The sequence below is a fragment of the Methanobrevibacter sp. genome (assembly GCF_017468685.1).
Lineage (GTDB): Archaea > Methanobacteriota > Methanobacteria > Methanobacteriales > Methanobacteriaceae > Methanocatella.
This window is the reverse complement of the sequence record NZ_JAFUHT010000034.1, coordinates 32,278-52,155: the sequence shown is the minus strand read 5'-3', so window position 1 is coordinate 52,155 and position 19,878 is coordinate 32,278. Positions and strand designations below refer to the sequence as shown.

The following is a 19,878-nucleotide window of genomic DNA, read 5'->3' as shown; positions in this document are numbered from 1 at the left end:
GTTAACCTAAATAAACTTTAAATTTAAAAATTACTTTTCAAATGCTCTCTCAATTACTTTATTAAGTATTAACTTAATAAATAAAACCATATTTAATGAGTGAGGGAAAAAATGATTACTCAAGAAGAATTTGAAGAGATTGTAGTGAAAGTACTTGAAAGAGACATTTCTTCAAATGAAGACCAAAAAAAAGCAATTATCGCCAAAGCAAATGAATCATTATTCTTGGTTGCAGGTCCCGGAAGCGGAAAAACTACCGTAATGGTGTTAAAAATATTAAAATTCATATTTGTTGATGACATCAATCCTGAAGAGATTTTTGCAACAACTTTTACAAGAAAAGCGGCAGAAGAATTATATTCAAGAATCCTGGGCTGGGGAGATGAAATTAAAAATCATATATTTGACAGTACAGATGATTTTGACCTGATTGGAGATGTAAATCGGATTGACTTTAACCAGATAAAAGTTGGGACAATCGATAAGTTGGCAGAAGAAATAATGAGGCAAAACAAAGAGCCCGGAACCAACAATCCAATTGTCATAGAAAAATTTGTTTCAAACTCCGCAATGATAAAGATTCTAAGTGAAAATGAATTATATAAAAACGAAGCTCTTCAGGAATTCCTTAAAACACTGACAGGCCGAGAAAAATTTGATGAACCATCAAAAATGAGTGAAATTTTACTTGTAATTAAAGACAGAATCTATCAGGACAAGCTAGACATTGATGAGTTATCTAAAGAGATAACTCATGATAAAGGAATGGAAATCACACTGAATTGCATTAAGAAATATAGGGATTTGCTAATCGAGAGAAATACAATGGATTTTACAATCCTTGAATCTAGATTTTTAACAATGCTTAAAGAAAACAGACTGGATTTATTTTTAGATAATGTTAAAATCGTTTTAATCGATGAATATCAGGACACCAATTTGATTCAGGAAGAAATCTATTTCACAATTGCAAAATCCGCACTTAAAAACAATGGAAATATTACAGTTGTAGGAGACGATGACCAATCCCTTTATCGTTTCAGAGGAGCTACTGTAGATTTATTCACCAATTATAAGCAACGTGCGAATGATAAATTGGGGATTGATGTAGAAGAAATCAATCTTAAAACTAATTACCGTTCAACAGACAACATCATCAACCTTTGCAATCATTTTGTTGAACTCGATGACGATTATCAGCTTGCAAGGGTTAAAAACAAACCAAAAATCATAGCCCCTGATTTTGAAAAGGACACAATGCCAATACTGGGACTTTTTAGAAACAATGTGGAGATGCTGTCAAAATCATTGTCCAACTTACTTTCAAAACTTATCAATGAAGGAGAAGTGCATCCTAAGGTTTTAAAAGTCCTTGATGAAGATTATTTCAGACAAGTTGATGGAAACATTGATATTGCCAGATTACAGCAGATTAATCAGGAGCGTGAAAAGCAGGGAAAAAGAATTGAAAGGCTGACCCTCAAATTAGATGATGAATACGGATCCGCATCAGATGTTGCAATATTGTCATATTCTCCTAAAGAAAAACAGTTTGGGAACAATTCACTTTTATATTACTTGAGAAGACATTTAAAAAAGCAAAGAAATCCAATTGAAGTCTTTAATCCAAGAGGCATTGAACTTCAAAAGGTTGAAATTGTGGAAATATTCTGCGGACTGATGCTTGAATGCATTGACCCTGAAAGCAAAATTCAGTTAAGTGACAAAACTATTCCGAATCTTGCAAAGGTTACAATGACCAGATGGAGAGTCCGTGCACGAGAATACATTAAACTAAACCCAGAACCTCACGAACCGATTAACTTAAGCCAATTTGTCCTTTACTGGCAGAATAGAATTCCAAGGGGAAGTGACAAATGGCCACAAAAAGCCAGCCTAATGGAGCTTGCATACAAACTAGTTACTTGGATTGATGAACTGCAGGATGATGTTGAAGGAATAGTTTATCTTGAAGCGATTACCAAATCCATTACGCAGACCGGTTTTTTCAGCAAATACTATTCAAACATTTCATTTTACAATAAGGAAACTGAAAAGGAATCAATTTTAGAAGCCATCTGGAACATTTTCATTCCACTTGCAAGCGGAGGAATACAAATTGATGAATCATTACTTGAAACTCTGCCTGATGATAGGGTGAATGTTCTGTCAATACACCAGTCAAAAGGATTGGAATTTCCATTAGTAATTGTTGATGTGGGTTCGAAGTTTAAAGACAACAACATCAAAACACAGCACTTAAGATTCCCGAAAAAATCTGCCAAAAACATTACAATCGAAGACACCATACGCAGATACAGTGAATTGGGCGAATCCGAAAGAAGTGAAAAGGACCGCTCGTTCGATGATTTGACACGCCTTTACTTTGTTGCATTTTCAAGAGCAGAAAGTGTATTGCTGTTGGTGGGTTTAAATTCAGCGATTGAAGGATATACACGTAAAAAAGACCACTTCAACATACCTAATGTTGCCGTCGGATGGAGCAGAGATGAAAAATATCACGGATTTAATGAAATTTACTTAATATAGGAGATTAATTATGAAATTACCTTCAAGATCAAAATCATATATAATTCCAGAATACAGTCTAACTGGAGATTTGCTGTCATTTCTCACATGCAATCTGCAATATCGCTATCAAAACAAAGGAACCCTTCCTCCTTCAAAACCTGTTCAAAGATGGTTTGGAGAATTCATTCATGGCGTTTTGGAAGAGGCTTATCTTGAATGGGACACAAACAATAAGGAGTTTCCTTGGAACTGGAAAGAGGATATTCGCCCGATTGAGGACATGATTGACGTTAGATTGCAGGTGGACGGGCTTTACCCTTATGATGAGGATTTGTTTTACAGTCTGATGAATAGCGATTTGACCATTGAGGATTTGAATGAACACGACCATAAGAAATTAGCCAGTGCAAGAGCAGAAAAAGCCATCAATGTTTGGGGACCTCATTTGTTTCCTCTGATTGATTCAACAGAACTTCTGATTAAGGGAATTAGAAAAATGCCAAATTATGATGAAAATGTCAGCAGATCCAACTATTACGGCATTAACGGTGTTGTTGACGTTTTAAGCTCAATGAAAATTAATAAAAATCTTACTCAAAGCAATTTGGATAATTACAATAACAAGATTATAGAATTTCTCAAAAAAGATCCCGAATTCAGAAAAAAAATCACAAATTTCAGCGAAGGGGATGAATACGAAATCATCATTGATTATAAAGGAATGAAAAGACCTCCTGAACAGAGTATCAATAAATTTACCAATCCATGGGAAAATCATAAACAGCAAATCCTAACATATTCATGGCTTAGAAGCCGCCAGGAAGATGCAAAACCTATATTTGCAGGAATAATATTTTATCTAAATGAGCTTGTTCCTTCAAAAGAGGATTTGGTTTTAATACAGGAAGAGATTGCACAGGACAGAACTGATAGTGCTATTGACTACAGTAAATATGCAAATGATGTTGAGTTGATTATGAACTGGAACGAAGATGATAAGGCACCGGAGTTAAGTGAAGAGTTTAAAATTGCAAGGTCAATTCGTATAATCAATATTGACGATAAACAAATCGATGATTCACTTAACAGATTTGATGATGTTGTTTTTGATATTGAAAGTTCCTTAATTAAAGAGATTAAGGGCTGTAAAATTCAGGAGGCCTGGAAAGCAGATTCGGATGAAAGAACCTGTAATGCATGTGATTTTAAAACATTCTGTAAAAATAACAGTGTTAAAACAAAAGATATTAAAATTCCTTAACTAAACATATTATCAAAGGTGATTGTATTGACTAATAATTTAGAGAAAAACAAAAAATATTGTGAAGTAATCGAAAGTAAAATCACTCTTGATGCTAAACCGGTTGCAATGAAATTAGTTAAAACTGAAGATGACCTTCCAGAAGGCATTGAGCTAATCGGTGAAAAAATCAGGCATTGTGAAATGGTTAGAAAAGCTTCATTAGGAGACACTTTCTACTCAACAATTGACCAGCAAATGTGTTTAGGGGGAGCTGGAGCTATTGGACTTAGAGATATGCCTGAAAAACTAGCAAATGGTGAAAAATACTTCTCATTAGGTAGATTTAAAGATATTGAAACTGCAAAAAAATTAACAGCAGATTTATCAATTATTGAAGAGAGATCATGGGCAATAATTTATGCTCCTTTAGATGAAGCTGATTTTGAAGCTGATGTTATTCAAATTATTACAAAACCTGTCGGCGGAATGAAACTTGCACAAAGCCTAGTCTATAAATCCGGTGAAAAAGCCTGCGGATTATTTGCAGGTATTCAATCATTATGTGGCGATGCATTTTCAAAACCTTATCTTGAAGATGGAATTAATTTCACATTAGGTTGTGACGGTTCCAGAAAAGCGGCTGACATCAAGGATGAAGAGATGGCAATAGGCATCAGCAAGGCAAAAATCGAAGAAGTTATTGAAGGACTTGAATCAATCTAAAAGAGTTAGATAATCATCATAATGATTAATATTTAATAACTCTTTTTCATTTTTTTCTTTTATTCCATAAAATATATATCCATCATCAAATATCTTTCTAAGTATTGGATTCAAATTATCATTTTCATTTTCAAGATATTTCATCAGGTTTTTTCTTGGAGCTACAAAAGGCATTCCCAACCCTTCAGCAGTATCCAACAGTCCGGTTTTTCTTCTTCTCAAAATTGATATTGTTTTGTATGGATTTTTTGAGGATTGGCTTACTTCAATCATTTTCTTAAATGTTTCGGCTGAGACTGTCGGCTGGTCGGCGGTAATGCACAAAGCAAAATCAGAAGAAATATTTGAAAGACCATTGTAAAGTGATGTTGATAAACCTACATCAACAGGATTGTTTTCTACAAACTTTACTTCATCTTTATAATTATCAAAAATAGCTTCCTTTATTTCACTGGCATAATGTCCAAGTACTACAATACATTCATCAATATTCAAGGATAATGCATTATCAATTGTGGTCTCTATAACGGTCTTATTGTTAAAAGGTAAAATAAGTTTATTTGTCAACTCGATACCGCGTGAAATCTGATCATTTCTCATACGAGAATTCTTACCAGCAGCAGTAATGATTGTAGAAATAGACATAAAAAAAGAATTTAAAGATATATTCAGTCATTAGGAATATATCTTACGACTTTGGCATAAATACCCATTCCAGTACCTGAGCCTTCAGTCCACATTTTAATTTTTACAGGATAATCATGATTATTATATACAGTGATATCCTGAGCAGGATTGAAACCGAATAAAACTGCATCTTCATCCCAGGTCATACCCACAGGCAAATCAAATCCTTCAGAAGTTACTGCTGCTCTTAAAGCCCTTGCAGATGGACATACTCCGTGTGCAGCACTTCCACCAGGAGCTGAAGCATCACTTGCAGACTCAAAGTATACATAATCCTTACCACTGGATGTGGAATTAGGCGGGATAACAGTTCCATTCCATGCATCAACAAACTGTCTTGCATTGACTTCCCTAATTGAGTCACCATATTCAGGGTGTGAACCTAAAGATGTACCATAAGTTTCACCTGATTCTTCAGTGTAATTTCCGGAATATAATAAAATTGGAGAACCTGTCGGATATTCAGATGCATAATCTACCATTTCTTGACCAAATATTTTAGGCACATCACTTGATGAGATATTATTTCTACCATCAGAAAAGCCAACCATTCCTTTTTCCAAGGTAAATGTTGAACCTACTGCAGCATCATAATTATACCAACTGGCTATAGTGGAAGCATTATAATAATCATTACTATATTCCAAATCCCTAATTTCATCAACAGGAACAGATCTAATCTTTTTACCATCTTCATAAACATCTACACCAGATTCTGTTTTTTCAAGCCATTTATATGGAGCACTATATGCCCATACATAATTATCAGGCTCTTTTACAACCAGTTTATCTCCAGCATAGGTTAAAAATCCAGGACCTTCAACATCAACTACATTTCCATATGAATCAATACCTTCACCTGCAACAGTAGAAAAGTCGAATGGAACAACTCCTGTTGTAAATGCCATCAACATGCCCTGTAAATCAAATGCCTGAAGTTGATGTGTTAAAAATCCGAAATTGCTTATTAAAGGAACTTCTACAGGATCTGTTGTACCTACAATAGATTGATTTTCAAACATTGATTGGCCAATAGGAAGATTGTATTGATTGACTACGGATTCTGCAGTATAATTATTACTTGCAGAAGTAAAAACTGCAAGGAATGCGCATAAAACAATTAATGCTACTAATATTGCAATAGAAATTTTTCTCCAACCGTTACTCATTTAATACACCTAAAAAATATACATATCTAATTATATCAAATCTATTATAAAAAGCTTATTGATTTACAATAGTTTTTCAGATATTTCCTTAATTCTATCCTGAATATCTATAATAACATCCTGACCATTTCCACCGATTAAAATAGCCTCTTCATGAGAATACTCGGCAACCAATTCAATAATTTGGTCAAGAGTGTTAACGGTTATGATATTGCCCATATAACCTAATGAATTAAGTCTGTAAATTGCCAAATCTAAAGTGTCATCAAGACCAGGGAAGAGAACAATTACTTCAGGATTATATTTAACTGCAACATCAAGAATATCCAGCCTGTGTATTTCATTAAGTCTTGGAGTACCTATGAATAACGCATAAAAGTCTTTTTCAGCTAAAACTGAAGCTAATGCATCAGAATTATCCGTTTTTCCAACATACACATCAGCATCATTGATTTTATAAACATCTAATCTGCCTTGAACGGCCTTAAAATTCTCAAGTGTGGATCTGATTACATCTTTTGGGATTTTAAGCTCACGGGCAATGGCAGTTGCAAGTCCTGCATTAAGCAAATTGAACTCACCAACCAATTGAAGCTTATCCTGATAGGCAAAATAAGAAATGCTTTGACTGGCAGATTCCTTAAAATCAGAGTTAAAATCCTGATTAAATGTAGTGAATATTGTTTTATCAGCAAAAAATCTAACAAGAGAGTTTTTATAATTTGCAATGGTCTTGTGAACATCCATATGGTCATTGCCAATATTTGTCAAACCGACCATATCAAAATCAAAACAGTAATTGGCAAAATCCAGTGTCATGTCACAGACTTCAACAAGCAGGATATCATAATCTCCCTCTTCAGCTTCAAGAATCAAATCATAATAACCTGAAAATCCTCCACCACCGTTTCCACCAACCAAAACTTTTTTGCCGGCATTTTCTAAAATACTTTTCAGCATGTGAACAGTGGTTGTTTTACCGTTAGTTCCTGTAATTCCAATAGTGAAAAGATCCTTATGCTTTACTAAAACATCACTTAACAAATCCCCATCTTCCAATAAACGATTAGCAAATGACCCGCCATACATACTAGGGCTAAAAGCTATTGCATCACAACTTTCAATAGCATATGAATTGGTAAATCCCAAATCAACAGTTATCTTTTCCCCAACTATTGAAACTGTTTGTTTTTCCTCAATCATATTCATATCCAATATTGGCAAATTCAAACCGGATAAATCAACATTAATATTCAAATCAGTAGCATAAACTTCCCAACCATGATTTAAAAGAGAGTTTACCGCCTTTTTACCTTCTACCCCTAATCCAATTACAGCCGCTTTCATAAAAAATAATTCCTAAATAATTCTATTATAATCTTAAATTTTTAAATTAATAAATATTTTTATAATAGGAGAGTTATATTTAAAGCAAAGGTGGTTAAATGTTTGAAGACGAAAGAGATGACAAAATTTATAATTTAATAATCACTAACGGTTTTGATAAAAATAAGGAATACGGCCAGTTTACCGAAAAATTATATTCTAAAACTGATTTTCTATGGAAAGAATCCATGTCTGGAGCTTATGCTAGTGCAGGTGAAGAGTTTTACCAAAAAGTTGACAGGATAATAATGTTAGCCGGTCTTTACAGCGACAATAAGGAGCTGTTTGATGATTTGTTAAATGCAAGTAAAAAATATGACATTCCGATTGTACTTGTAAGACCTATTGGTGTTGAAGAAGTACCAGAAGTCCTTGAAGAAAATGCGGCAACCATTGTAGGGTGGAATGCTAATTGCATAATCGACTCAATTAAAGATGCACCGGAAACAATGTAAAAAAAAATAATGTAATAATGTGATTACATTATTACTTTTGAAATACCATTTTCTTTTTCTACCTTAATCAGATTATCTGCAGCATTTTCCAGTTGCGCTTCATGAGTTACAATAATCATTTGAGGCAATGAAGACATTTCCTTTAACAGATTGATCAGTTCATGTTTTCTTGAAGCATCCAAATGAATTGTAGGCTCATCTAATAAGATAGTATCCAATTCACCATTGGCTAAAGCCTGAGTAATACCCAATCTTAAAGCAAGAGCAATAGCTATTTTTTCACCACCACTAACCATACTGATTGATGATTCTCCTCAGGACCATAAACAGTCACTTCATAATCATCATCAATAGTTAAATCAGAGTAGTTGAAATTAAACTCTTTAAAGAACTCTTTTGTGTGTTTTTGAATTGTAGGACGTGAAATCTTTCTTAATTCTTTTTGAATTCCTCCACGACTATAAATTTCACGAATATGTTTTAAAAGACTGATATAATCATCTACATTATCATATTCCTGTTTGAACTTATTGGCGGTTTTGATTTTTTCAGTCACATCCTGAAGTGCAGCAATTGATTCTTTTGCCTGTCCTTTAATAGTGAAAAGTTCCTCATTGAAATTGGTTTTTCTTCTCTCATAACGTTCAAAATTGTATAAAATTTGCTCATATTTATCTGCATCATATAAAGAAGCATTTAATTTATTTTCAATAATGTCTTTTTGATTAATTGAAACACCAATATCCTCTTTAATTGAATCCAATTGAGTCAGCAATGAATTTTTATTTTGAATGAATCCCTTAAGTTGGTTGAACTCCTCATTTTTCTGTTTCAAATCATCCATACGATTTTTAAGCTCAGCAGTGCTGATATCACCGCTTAAATGAGGATCCTGTTCAATGGCCAATTTGATATTGGCAACATGATTGTCAATTTCATTTTGAACCTGTTTTAGTTTATATTGGGCTTCAGTTTCACTACCTAAAACATCCAAAGCACCTTTAGATTGAATATATGAATCATGGTCCTGTTTAAATGATTCACGTTCTTCTTTTTTATTGGCAATGACCAATATCAACTCACCAAGTTTATTGCTGATATATTCTTTTGCTTCCAATTCCTCATCCATCTTATTTAACTGGATTAACTCGTTTTGCAAATGTTCGAATTTGTGTTTATATTCAATGATATCTTTAGACAACTCTGTGAGTTTATCCAATTTTTCCTCAAAGCTATTCTTGTTTTTAGTAAGCAAACGGACATTTTCTTCATTTTCTGAAATTAATTTTTGATTTTCCTTAATTTCACTATTGTAATGCTTGGTTAATTCCTTTTTCTTATAGGAGCTGATGTCTGACTGGCAAACAGGACACTTATTGTCAATGCCTTCCAGGTCAACTAAAGGTTTTTCACATGCCTTGATATTCTGTTTATAAACAACAATGTCTTCGTTTTTGGCAACGATTTCTTTTGTTAAATCATCAATCTTTGTGGAAGTTTCATCTCTAAACTCCTCAGTTGATTTTTCAAGATGATTGAAATCATCGATTTTACCCAATTTTTCCTGGTCAAGACCATAATCATCCAATTTATCTTTAGATTTGGAGAAGAAACTTTCAATATCATTCCTTTCATCTTCAATGTTTTTTAACAAATCTTTTTTATCCTTTTCAAGTTTAGCCATTGTTGCCAATTCTTTTTCAAAATTATTCTTTTTATCGTTTAATTTGTTAATTTCTTCATCTGAAGATAAATATTTATTATAACCCTCTTTTTTATTTAAAAGTAATTCTTTTTGCTCAGAAATGGAATCTAATTTGTCAAATATATCCTGTTCTTCCTGTTTTAATCTTTGAATGCTGTTGACAGATTTTTCAAAGTCAAGATAAACATCCAATTTGGAAACGTATTTTTCAAGCCTTTCAATTTTTTCTTCAGCTTCACGGATTTGATCCAAACCTTCCTGAACTCTGTGTTTGTCTTCTTCCAATTTAGCAAATGTTTTTTTCTCCATTTCTAAATTGTTAAGTTGAGTTTCATAGATTTCTTTTTCCCGTTCCATGTTACGTTTACTTTCAGAAATTTCTTTAATTAGTGAATCGACTTCAGTAATCTGTTCCTCCAATTCATGACCTCTTTGCTTTAACTCTTCCAATTCGGCCTTTTTGTGCTTATAACTTTCCATCAATTCAGCAGAGTTAAACAGTTTGCCTCTAAGTTCTGATCGTTGAGATTCATAATCTGTGATGAAAGGAAGTAAACTCTTCCAGGCTTTCTCTAATGAATCGATTCCCAATAGTTTACCGATCAATTGTTTTTTCTCGGAAGGAGTTTTGTCTACCAATTCTGCGATTTCACCTTGCCTAATATAAATTGCATTCAAGAACAAGTCAGAATCGATATCCAATATTTGACGGATTTCATTAGCCACTTCCCGGTCACCTGTACAAACATGGACATATCCTCCTTCTGAAGATGTTCTTTTAAATAAAGATGATTTTAAACTGGATTTTTTCACACGGATTATTTTATAATCCCTGTTGTTGGAAGTGAATTCCAACTCCACAGACATTGAATTGGCATTGTTTCTAACTAAATCATCAATTTTTTTACCAGTATGCTGTTTGAATAAAGCAAAGCTGATTGCTTCGAGTATTGTTGATTTTCCAGCACCATTCTCACCAACAATAACACTTATTCCCTTATCAAATGATATGACTGTGTGTTCATGTGATTTGAAATTATTTAACTTTAACCTAGTGAAAATCATTCTGAAACCTCCTTGCTAAATGTTACTTGTACATCCTCTTTTTCCTCCGGAGGTTGTGGTTTTTTAACTTCCTCTGTTTTAAATTCAACATCTTCAACTACATTACTGTAATGTGCATCAAAGTATTGGTTTATAATCTCCTGTGATTCATCGAGCTTGTCTTTTGAAAGCAGATGATATAAATCGATAGCAAGTGTAGTGACTTCACTATTGCCATATCCTTCTAGAGATTTTTCTATGAGCTGTTCTGGACCTAATTTTTTAGATTCAACATCAATTGGTTCAATCTCCTCACCAGCCATTATAAAAGTAGGCCTGATCATTAAAGACAAATCGCCCAATTCCTCTTTGATGATTTCATATACTCTGCTGGTATCTGATTCAACATCCTTAATTGTTAATTTCAATATCGGTTTTTTATCGAAACCTTTTATAGTATCTTTAATTGCTGCAATATCTGTTTCCAAATTATTATAGTTTAAATTCCTTTCTATGAATTCACGGGGAATATCAACAGTTACCCTTTTAACAATTGGTTTTGTGCCATCGAAATCAACAACCACAAATCCCTTACCGTTCTTTTTATAATCCGGAAGTTCGGATGTTTTCCAGATTTCACCTGAACCAGGATACACCAATCTGCCTTTACCGTAAGTGTCATTTACATACTTATGGATATGGCCTAAAGCATAGTAATCAAAATTGTCAGGTATTTCACCAAGTTCCAGTTCATAGTTTAAATTGAAGTATTGGTCAATTCCCTGGTGAAGGACAAGTATTGACTTTTCATGGTGGGTTGCCTTTTCGGAAAGCTCTGCCAGTTTGCTTTTTAATGCTTTTCCATGGGATGCAGGATAATATGGAAGACCTGCGATAAATATGTCCCCATGAATGTAGGTAGGATTGATTGTACTTATCACTTTCAGTCCCATTTTTTTAAAGATTACATGTGGCGGGATGGATCCCTTACGCATTACAACATCATGGTTTCCTGCAATTGCATACATTGGAATTCCTGCACCTTTAAGTTTCAATAACCCCTTCTGGAAAGTCAAAAGTGCCATAGGTGAAGGTCTTGCGGTTTCAAATAAGTCACCACTATGTACTACAAAGTCTACTTTTTCTTCAATTATTTTATCTATAACCTTATCAAACACTTCATAAAAGTCTTTTTCCCGTTCAAATAATCCATATTGACGGTAACCTAAATGAGTGTCTGCTAAATGTGCAAATTTCATTATATTACCTTTTTTATTTTTTGTATTATAACCAATTTAAACACTTTAACAAGCATTTAATGTGTAATAATTTATACTAATTTATATTTAATAGTTTTGCAAGAGAGCATTTGAAAAGTAATCAATATTGATTTTAACTTGTAAAAATCTAATAAAATTTTAAAAAATTAGCATATGTAATTTAATTTCTAAATCACTTTGATTCAAACTTAAATCAAAATTAAAAAAAGAAAGTTTAAAATGAGGAGCTTTTAAACATTCCATAAATTATAATTTTAACTGCAAAATATGCGCCTAAAAGATTTATCTCCTCAAATCCTTAAAGCGTTTTATCATACTGCAAGTAATCAAATCAAAATCCAATTTAAATACATATATGAATTAAATGTCTTTTTTAATTTCTTTGAGATATTCAATAGAAAAACCAGTTAAAGCAGAAATAATATTCAAATCTAAACCTTTAAGAATACCATTTCTAGCAATTTCAATTTTAGCATCATATTTTCCATCAAAATATATCAAATCATATCCTTGACCATATTTTTCAATAATACGCATTCTTTCTGGATTTTCAGATTCAAGTTTTAACATTTCCACCATTTCTGACAATTCTTTTTTTTTCAAAAAATCTTTTGAGCACTTGAATTAAACAGTCTTTCAAGTCATTTTTGAAATTTAAATCTGAGATGATAGAATTACTAATTAAAAAGCAAATAACCCTCATAAGTACTTTTTTTGGTAATTCTATCTCCATATCTGGCAACATCAACAAATCAATTGCTTCATCATCAGACAATTCTTCTTGTGTAATCACTTTGTAGATTAATCTATTTAAAACTTCCCATCCATCCCTATTTTTTGTAAATATGATTTCTGGTTGGAAAATGATATTATCATCCACAATAATTTGACGTTTTCCATGATTAGGATTAGCGAAACTAAACACTCCACTTTTAACACCATAACCTTGATAGTTTACATCACATCGAATGGATTCATGATAATCATACATGGCAGACAGTTTATCTTCATTTAAAGCAGCAGACATGAATTCTGTAATGCGAATATGATCATCATCGACCTTGACAGTCATGTCCCGTAGTTGGCCAGTTTCCGGAATCTCAGTATCAATGAATTCAATTTCATTTCCTTCTTGGTAAAGATATCTATGAAATTTAATGCCCAAACGTTTGTATATGAACTTGTTAGCTTTGTCAGCGGCATGATATGTGCTAACCTGCATAATGAACCATATACCAATTTTTTGATATTGACCAATATCTTTGCTTAAGCAGTATGATATTAAATTTTAAGATATATAAATCGTTCAGTTATAAATTAAAGCGATTTAAAAGAGTTATATCAATTTTATAAGTTTAAAACAATTTTTTAAAAAAAATAAAATGGAATATTAATACTCATATCCCATATCCATAAGTTCATCTTCTTGCCTTTCAATCTCTTCGGCTTCCCTTTTTATTGAATCTTTAAAATAAGATACAATATCCATGTCATCACCGTGAGTACGACCCTTAAACTTGTCTATTTTAACAAGAGTAGGAACTTTGCTCATCAAACCCAAAACAATGGCTTCACCGACGTTGAGTGAAGGCAATTGATTTACCAGGTCCTGTGACAGGCTTTCACTTGCTGACTGTACGTGTCTCTGGTCTTCAGGCTCGACAAGTCTTAATATTATCATATTGTTCATCTGAGAGAGGGCATCATGGTCTACAGTTTTTGGAGATTGGCTTACCAAGCATAAACCAAGACCGAATTTACGGCCTTCTCTTGCAACTCTTTGAATCCATCGTTTAGAATCGCTGTCACGTTTGTTTGGAGCTAGAATGTGTGCTTCCTCTAAAATATAGAATACTGAGTTGTCAAGCAATTCATCTTTGTTTCCACTATGAGCTGCATTTTTGGAACGTTTCAAAGAATTTCTAAGTATATGACTTACAAGCACACTTGCAACTGACTCATCAACTTGACTTAAATCCAATACATTGACATGAGCTTTTTTAATGCTGGTTAAAATATTTCCGGTGTACTGGTCGAAGAGATTGGAGTACTTGTCCATTGAATCGTCAATCTTGTTCATTACATCAACGATTCTTTTATCTGAGCCTTCTTCCATTGATTCAAACTCTAAAATATCATACATTAACTGCAAGAAATTTTTTTCATGGGCTGTTCCATCCTCTACTTTCTTTTTAGCTTCCTTGAATGCTTTTCTGAAGTAGCGTTCCTGAAGATATGCATTTGTTGGAATGTTTACAAGCTTTTTTATCTCCAGAAATGACATGTATGTTGGATTTATTTTCGGTTTGATGACATTCACGTCACCATTTGGAAATTCCGCTCCCTTGTACTCGCCATGCATGTCAAATACGAATACAGGCACATTATATCCGAGCAGCTGATCTATCAGTACTGATACTGTGTTTGATTTACCTGCTCCAGTCATTGCAAGAATTGCCAAATGCCTTGAAAGAATCGGATTTGCATCAACATTTACATCCACATCGCTTTGATTAACCAATGTTCCCAGTTTGATAGGATTTGTAACCTTAAATATTTCATTTAGGATTTCTGCATCAGCATGCTGAATTTCTGTTCCTGGAAGCACAGGTGTTCTTGGCAGTTTAAGGTTATCGTTTACATCTCCAAGGATTTTGACTTTACCACGGATGTAGTTGTCCTCAACACCTATTTTTGAGATTTTCTGGATTGCCTTGAAGTCGTTGATGTCAACATTCAACGCATCGTTTCCTCTCACCAGATTTTCAACCATACCCAATACTTTTTTACCGTCATATTCTATTGTGACATATTGACCAACTTGTGGCATTTTATCAGAAATAAATGTTACTTCATTTAAATTAGTTTCTCCTACACAGATTCCCACTACCATGACATCACTTCCCTGTTTGTTGTCTCGTAAATCTTAGCTATTTTCATCAGTTCCTTCATGTTCCCGCCGGTTATCACCACATCATTATGGGCCTTGTTTAAAAGATAAGGATAACCCTGAACAGACAGCACATTAATCTTACGTATAATCTCAAATACCTCTTCTTTTGTTGCCTTATACGGCAATTCCACTTTCAGCACATTCTTATTATCCTGCAGACGTACATAAAATACGGTAAAAGTCAAGCTTTTAAAGAAATCATTGAAATATTGAAAAGGAGCATTCTCGTGAACATTCCTATACTTTATAATTGTCATTCCCTGCTTTTTGGTGAACTTGTCAAGAAATGCAATGTCCGGAATATTCCAATTGAACAGCTCATTGTCCGAAGAGGTTTTGGAAATTGAAATTATTCTTTTTCTAAACTGCAAAATCTCCTTTAATAGAATAATTTTCTCAACAGCAGCCAAATGAAGATTATACTCTTCGGTTTTGTTTACATCCTCTTTTGGAAGTTCCATCAGTTTCAATGAATCCCTGAGTTCTGGAAAAACCAGCCCATATTTTCGAACGCTCAATCTCCTTTCAAATTCCGCAAGAAGAGAATCATCCAAATTATCCTTAAGTTTAATAGGCAGCTTTGCCCCTCTTGGAAAAGCGTTCTGCAAGTCTCCTAAAATTGAACCGTCAAACATGTAATAGTCAGCACCGTATTCCTTAATAGCCCTCAGGCCACATTTCAGTTCATATATTGCCATATATGTACTCAAAAGTTCATCAAGAAAAGTTACATGTGATATATCGAAAATATCTGAATCATCTATCTTTTTAATTTCACCATCATATATGATTGATTCTGCACCTACCGCACAGAAGTTGGTTGTCAGAAATTTCTTTTTGTTGAAACTACCGTCTCCGGCTGCAATGGAAAATTCCTTCGTACTTTCACCAATTGGTCTTTCAAACCATTTATACTCCAGTTGCGAATCAATATCCTTTTCAGGAGCGACTTCACGGATAAATCCTCTTTTAGCGATGGCTTTTTCATATAATGAATTTAACATAATATCACTCTTATTAAACACATTAATTTAAAAAATGCCCTAGTGGGCAATAATAAATGCTAATCATATATTAGTCTTGATAATATTTAAATCAAACGAGAGAGCATTTGAAAAGTAATAAAAAAAAGTTTAAGAGCAGAAAAAACTACTCTTTTGAAGCCTTAAGGATAGCTCCAGTTAATTCTTGAATTTTAGCTTGAACATCATCTACTTCTTCAACGACAGTACCGGTTACAATGATGTCCCCACCTGCTTTTGCAGCCATATAAGCAGCCTTGCCATCACGGATTCCTCCACCCACAACAATACTCATATTTTCAGTTGCTTTTTTGGAATATGCAACCATTTCAGGAGGAATAGGTTTATCCGCACCGGAACCTGCTTCAAGGTAGAAGAATTTCATACCGAACATTTCAGCAGACATTGCATAAATTGCAGGTATTTTCGGCTTATTTCTAGGTACCAGTTTAGCGTCTCCAACCCAACCGACAGTTCCACCAGGTTCTGCAACCATATAAGCCATTGATAAAATTTCAATTCCAGATGCCTTAACAGCAGGAGCTGCAAGAGCCTGTGCACCGTTAATCCAATATGGGTTTGTAGAGTTAACATAACTCATATAGAATATTCCGTCAGCATATTTGCTTACGCTGCTGGTGTTTCCAGGGAAAATGATAATAGGCACTGCAATGTTTTCAGACAATATTTTACAGGTATTGTCAACATCATCACCATTGACAGTGGATCCTCCAATCATAATACCATCAGTTCCACCTTCAATAGCTTGAGTAGCAATTTTTAAAGCTTCTTCAGGTGTCTGTTCGTCAGGATCAATTAAAGTAAAATGAAGTTTACGTGTTTTTAAAATTTCTCTGATATAATTTTCTACGTCTTTCATAAGAATACCTAAAAATAGTTTTGTTAAAAATAATATTTAATTGTTTATAAAAAAAATAGTAAAATAAAAGAGAATAAAATTATCCTCTTTGTTCTTTTGCTTTAAATCTTAAACCTTTGTAACCGCATTTTCTACAAGTTGTAGCACCAGCAGGGTTACGAGCATTACATTTTAAGCAGATTTTTACATTGAACATTCTGTTTTCTGCTTCTTCAAATCTTGCCATTAATAACTCCTCCTTATAATCATGAAAAACTAATAAAACTAATTGTTATGAATACATAACTATTAATTAATTATTTTAATTTAATAGTATTTAAAGGTTTAGTTAAAATTGGTTAAAATAAGAAAAAGTGCATATAAAAAAATAAAAAGAAGAGATTTAAAATATATTAAATCTCAACATAACTAAAACCAAAAGTCACTGTAGCCTCCACCACTAGATCCACAACATTAATAACACCACTTGGCCGGAACTTCCAGCCACATATTTTATGCTTAAAGGCAAGATTTTAATCTTGTGTTTGCCAGCGACATCTTGTTTGTTCAAAACCTGTCACACTTTAACACCTGCGGACTTTCAATTATCACTTCATCAGTACCATCCGATGCTATCAAATCTCCTGTTGAGTTGTCAGCGATTTCTTCTGTACTGATATGTGAAATTGCACAGATGCTTACAAAAATTAGTAAAAAGAAAATTAGTTTTCCATTCATTTAAATTCACCTACAGTTAATCATTTGTTAAAAAATAATATAACTGAGATAAATGTGAAACTTTCAACAAGAACCTGATTATTTTTTTGATTCTAAAAATTCATTTTGAACTTTAACGACTTCGGCACTGGTATCCACTTCACTGTATGCTTCAAGCAAGTCATGATTCAACTCTAAAAACGTATGACCCCATTTAAAGCCATCCATTAAATCCCGAGCTTCATCCTTAAAACGGGTGATATATAATGTCGCACTGATTGCCTCTACTGTGGACAATATGCATGCCTTTCCATAATTTACCGGATTGGTCGCAATTAAAAAAGGAAGTGAGCGATGGTATTTTGACAGAGAAAAGAATTTTTTAGAACTTGACACCTCATTCCATGAGCAGTCAAGTCCTACAACTCCTCTTCTTTGCACATATCGGTAGTCTTCATAAGATACAGCCTTTTCAGCATATGGGTTTAGAACGATTGCACCTGATGGAATCTTATTGATATTTGTTACCAATTTGCATTTTCCCATTTTAGCCAATTTAATAGCTGTGCATTTTTTCTTATCACACTCATTTGCATGAAAAACTGTAACTCTCATTTTATCCAGAAATTTGTTGAATAGCAGATTGATTTCCTGCTTTTACCTGTTGGATTAAATCCATTTGTTCTGCAAACTGATCTTCAGTTAAACCGAATTCCTCATAGATTTTTGGAACATTTTTACTTTCTTTCAGAGTGATACTGTTAAGTAAAGGTTCTACAAAGTCTGTGTAGGACTCACCATAGGTATTCAATGTAGCATTCACTTTTGAGTCAGCATCAATAATCATGTATATCAAATATCCTTGTTTTTCTGCCTGTGATTGACAGATGATAATATTCATAGTTTCATTTGAAGTCTCAGTGTCATTGCCCTCAACAGCCTGAGTAAAGTAGATATTCCAATCATTACCATTAAAATTACGTTTTTCAGGATTCATTACACCCTGCAGATAATATATATCCATCAGTGCATCTGAATCATCAACAGTTGAGATGTTATATGTAATCTTATTAGCCTTATCTCTGTAGGAATGCATGAATTTTTCCTTATCGTCTACGAGCTTTACCTTTCCTGCGAAACTACCATCCATGAATTCAGTTTCAAATGGAGTAGTTTCCATATTTTCATTAGTATTATCATTATTCAATATTCCAGTGGCAAAAACGCCAATAACTGCAATTATCACAATTGCCACCGCAATGATTATAATATTTTTAGTTTCCATTAAAAGTACTCCATATAATCTTTGTTAATATATTTTTAGTAAAAAGTCTTTAATATAAGTTTAGTTAGATATTTAATATATTAAAAGAAAATTAGGTCATTTTATGAATAAAAAAATTCAATATCAAATACTACTTATTATTCTAATAATTATCGTAGTAATTAATTTATCATTCATTGTAAGCGAGGTTACTAAAAGTCCCGATAATACTTATAATGTCACTACCGTAGGCAGCAATGCAAATGGTACTGTTTACAAGATTGTAGCCGGCAATATGTCTTCCGATGATACTGTCGGCATCATTTTAGGAGTTCATCCAAGAGAACACGAGATTCATGAAAAGGTCAATGACACAATCTATAATATAACATCTGAAAACGGTACTCAGAATTTAACCAAAAAGTATGTTATTTATTATGTTAAAACCATTGATAACTTAACTTCCCGTGAGGATACACGTCCTGCAGGTGAAGAGCTGGCAAATAAATTCATTGTTCCAAATATTGCCAAGGACAATCCGTTTATCGTGATTGACGTTCATGAAATCAATCCGGATTATGAGTATTCCAATTTCATATTCTCACTTTCAAATAAAAGCGATAAGATTGATTCTTATATATCAAAATTGACAAATGACGTTAATCTGGTCGAATATGATTTTAGTTCCGAGGGAACCAGTCCTGAAAAGGTAACAAAACCTATTGCAAATAAAGGAATCAATACCTTTTTAATGGAAACATCAATTACCGATGCCTTAACTCAAAAGCAGCATACAGCTGAAAATCTTATTAAAAGTCTTGATAGTTTAAGTCCGTGAT

Annotated in this window: 20 protein-coding genes; 5 read left to right on the top strand and 15 right to left on the bottom strand. The window is 33.3% G+C overall.

Annotation, left to right across the window (positions count from 1 at the left end):
* The first annotated feature begins 111 nt into the window (after positions 1–111).
* From IJ258_RS04980 to IJ258_RS04970, 3 genes are read left to right on the top strand one after another with little or no spacing between them, the layout of a single operon-like run.
* A complete protein-coding gene (locus IJ258_RS04980; RefSeq protein WP_292803827.1) occupies positions 112–2,550 on the top strand; it encodes a DEAD/DEAH box helicase in 2,439 nt (812 codons plus the stop codon).
* 10 nt (positions 2,551–2,560) lie between these two features.
* Entirely contained in the window at positions 2,561–3,793 is a 1,233-nt protein-coding gene (locus IJ258_RS04975) for a PD-(D/E)XK nuclease family protein (RefSeq protein ID WP_292803824.1), read from the top strand.
* A 27-nt stretch (positions 3,794–3,820) separates the two neighbouring features.
* Complete coding sequence (locus IJ258_RS04970) at positions 3,821–4,498, top strand: DUF169 domain-containing protein (RefSeq protein ID WP_292803821.1); 678 nt, start codon at positions 3,821–3,823, stop codon at positions 4,496–4,498.
* Here the strand turns inward: IJ258_RS04970 and IJ258_RS04965 are convergent.
* The 3 genes from IJ258_RS04965 to IJ258_RS04955 all read right to left on the bottom strand — a co-directional run bounded on the left by IJ258_RS04965 (position 4,490) and on the right by IJ258_RS04955 (position 7,701).
* Positions 4,490–5,143, bottom strand: a complete 654-nt coding sequence (locus tag IJ258_RS04965) for an NTP transferase domain-containing protein (protein WP_292803818.1) — start codon at positions 5,141–5,143, stop codon at positions 4,490–4,492. The two genes, IJ258_RS04970 and IJ258_RS04965, sit on opposite strands and share 9 nt — an antisense overlap.
* Positions 5,144–5,166: 23 nt before the next feature.
* Complete coding sequence (locus tag IJ258_RS04960) at positions 5,167–6,354, bottom strand: hypothetical protein (RefSeq protein WP_292803815.1); 1,188 nt, start codon at positions 6,352–6,354, stop codon at positions 5,167–5,169.
* 63 nt (positions 6,355–6,417) lie between these two features.
* On the bottom strand, positions 6,418–7,701 hold the full coding sequence (locus tag IJ258_RS04955) for a Mur ligase family protein (RefSeq protein ID WP_292803812.1): 1,284 nt from the start codon (positions 7,699–7,701) through the stop codon (positions 6,418–6,420).
* 98 nt (positions 7,702–7,799) lie between these two features.
* Between IJ258_RS04955 and IJ258_RS04950 the strand changes: the two genes are divergently transcribed.
* Positions 7,800–8,195, top strand: coding sequence for a nuclease (locus tag IJ258_RS04950; RefSeq protein WP_292803810.1), 396 nt, complete (start codon positions 7,800–7,802; stop codon positions 8,193–8,195).
* Positions 8,196–8,218: 23 nt separating this feature from the next.
* On the opposite strand, the gene IJ258_RS04945 is transcribed toward IJ258_RS04950, so the two are convergent.
* The 12 genes from IJ258_RS04945 to IJ258_RS04890 all read right to left on the bottom strand — a co-directional run bounded on the left by IJ258_RS04945 (position 8,219) and on the right by IJ258_RS04890 (position 19,060).
* The gene (locus tag IJ258_RS04945) at positions 8,219–8,491 is read right to left on the bottom strand and encodes an AAA family ATPase (RefSeq protein ID WP_292803807.1); all 273 of its coding nucleotides are present in this window, start codon (positions 8,489–8,491) and stop codon (positions 8,219–8,221) included.
* On the bottom strand, positions 8,467–10,965 hold the full coding sequence (locus IJ258_RS04940; protein WP_292803804.1) for an SMC family ATPase: 2,499 nt from the start codon (positions 10,963–10,965) through the stop codon (positions 8,467–8,469). The genes IJ258_RS04945 and IJ258_RS04940 overlap by 25 nt, the downstream gene beginning before the upstream one ends.
* The gene (locus IJ258_RS04935) at positions 10,962–12,203 is read right to left on the bottom strand and encodes an exonuclease SbcCD subunit D (RefSeq protein ID WP_292803801.1); all 1,242 of its coding nucleotides are present in this window, start codon (positions 12,201–12,203) and stop codon (positions 10,962–10,964) included. The genes IJ258_RS04940 and IJ258_RS04935 overlap by 4 nt, the downstream gene beginning before the upstream one ends.
* Before the next feature lie 381 nt (positions 12,204–12,584).
* Positions 12,585–12,794 carry a hypothetical protein gene (locus tag IJ258_RS04930; RefSeq protein ID WP_292803798.1) on the bottom strand — a complete coding sequence of 70 codons (210 nt, stop codon included), beginning with the start codon at positions 12,792–12,794 and terminating at the stop codon, positions 12,585–12,587.
* Positions 12,781–13,446: a hypothetical protein gene (locus IJ258_RS04925; RefSeq protein WP_292803795.1), complete on the bottom strand. Its 666-nt coding sequence runs from the start codon at positions 13,444–13,446 to the stop codon at positions 12,781–12,783. The genes IJ258_RS04930 and IJ258_RS04925 overlap by 14 nt, the downstream gene beginning before the upstream one ends.
* 168 nt (positions 13,447–13,614) lie before the next feature.
* A complete protein-coding gene (locus IJ258_RS04920) occupies positions 13,615–15,117 on the bottom strand; it encodes an ATP-binding protein (protein WP_292803792.1) in 1,503 nt (500 codons plus the stop codon).
* Positions 15,111–16,181, bottom strand: a complete 1,071-nt coding sequence (locus IJ258_RS04915) for a DNA double-strand break repair nuclease NurA (protein ID WP_292803789.1) — start codon at positions 16,179–16,181, stop codon at positions 15,111–15,113. Before IJ258_RS04915 ends, IJ258_RS04920 begins: the two co-directional genes overlap by 7 nt.
* 145 nt (positions 16,182–16,326) lie before the next feature.
* Positions 16,327–17,079 (bottom strand): geranylgeranylglyceryl/heptaprenylglyceryl phosphate synthase, encoded by a 753-nt coding sequence (locus IJ258_RS04910; RefSeq protein ID WP_292803786.1) that lies wholly within the window; start codon positions 17,077–17,079, stop codon positions 16,327–16,329.
* A gap of 79 nt (positions 17,080–17,158) precedes the next feature.
* Positions 17,159–17,305: a 50S ribosomal protein L40e gene (locus tag IJ258_RS04905; RefSeq protein WP_116591610.1), complete on the bottom strand. Its 147-nt coding sequence runs from the start codon at positions 17,303–17,305 to the stop codon at positions 17,159–17,161.
* Between the two features lie 320 nt (positions 17,306–17,625).
* The gene (locus IJ258_RS04900; RefSeq protein ID WP_292803783.1) at positions 17,626–17,796 is read right to left on the bottom strand and encodes a hypothetical protein; all 171 of its coding nucleotides are present in this window, start codon (positions 17,794–17,796) and stop codon (positions 17,626–17,628) included.
* A 78-nt stretch (positions 17,797–17,874) separates the two neighbouring features.
* A complete protein-coding gene (locus IJ258_RS04895; RefSeq protein ID WP_292803780.1) occupies positions 17,875–18,390 on the bottom strand; it encodes a DUF367 family protein in 516 nt (171 codons plus the stop codon).
* Between the two features lies 1 nt (position 18,391).
* Positions 18,392–19,060, bottom strand: a complete 669-nt coding sequence (locus tag IJ258_RS04890; RefSeq protein WP_292803777.1) for a hypothetical protein — start codon at positions 19,058–19,060, stop codon at positions 18,392–18,394.
* Positions 19,061–19,163: 103 nt separating this feature from the next.
* Here IJ258_RS04890 and IJ258_RS04885 point away from each other — a divergent pair, with 103 nt between their 5' ends.
* Positions 19,164–19,877 carry a hypothetical protein gene (locus IJ258_RS04885; protein ID WP_292803774.1) on the top strand — a complete coding sequence of 238 codons (714 nt, stop codon included), beginning with the start codon at positions 19,164–19,166 and terminating at the stop codon, positions 19,875–19,877.
* Position 19,878: the final 1 nt, after the last annotated feature.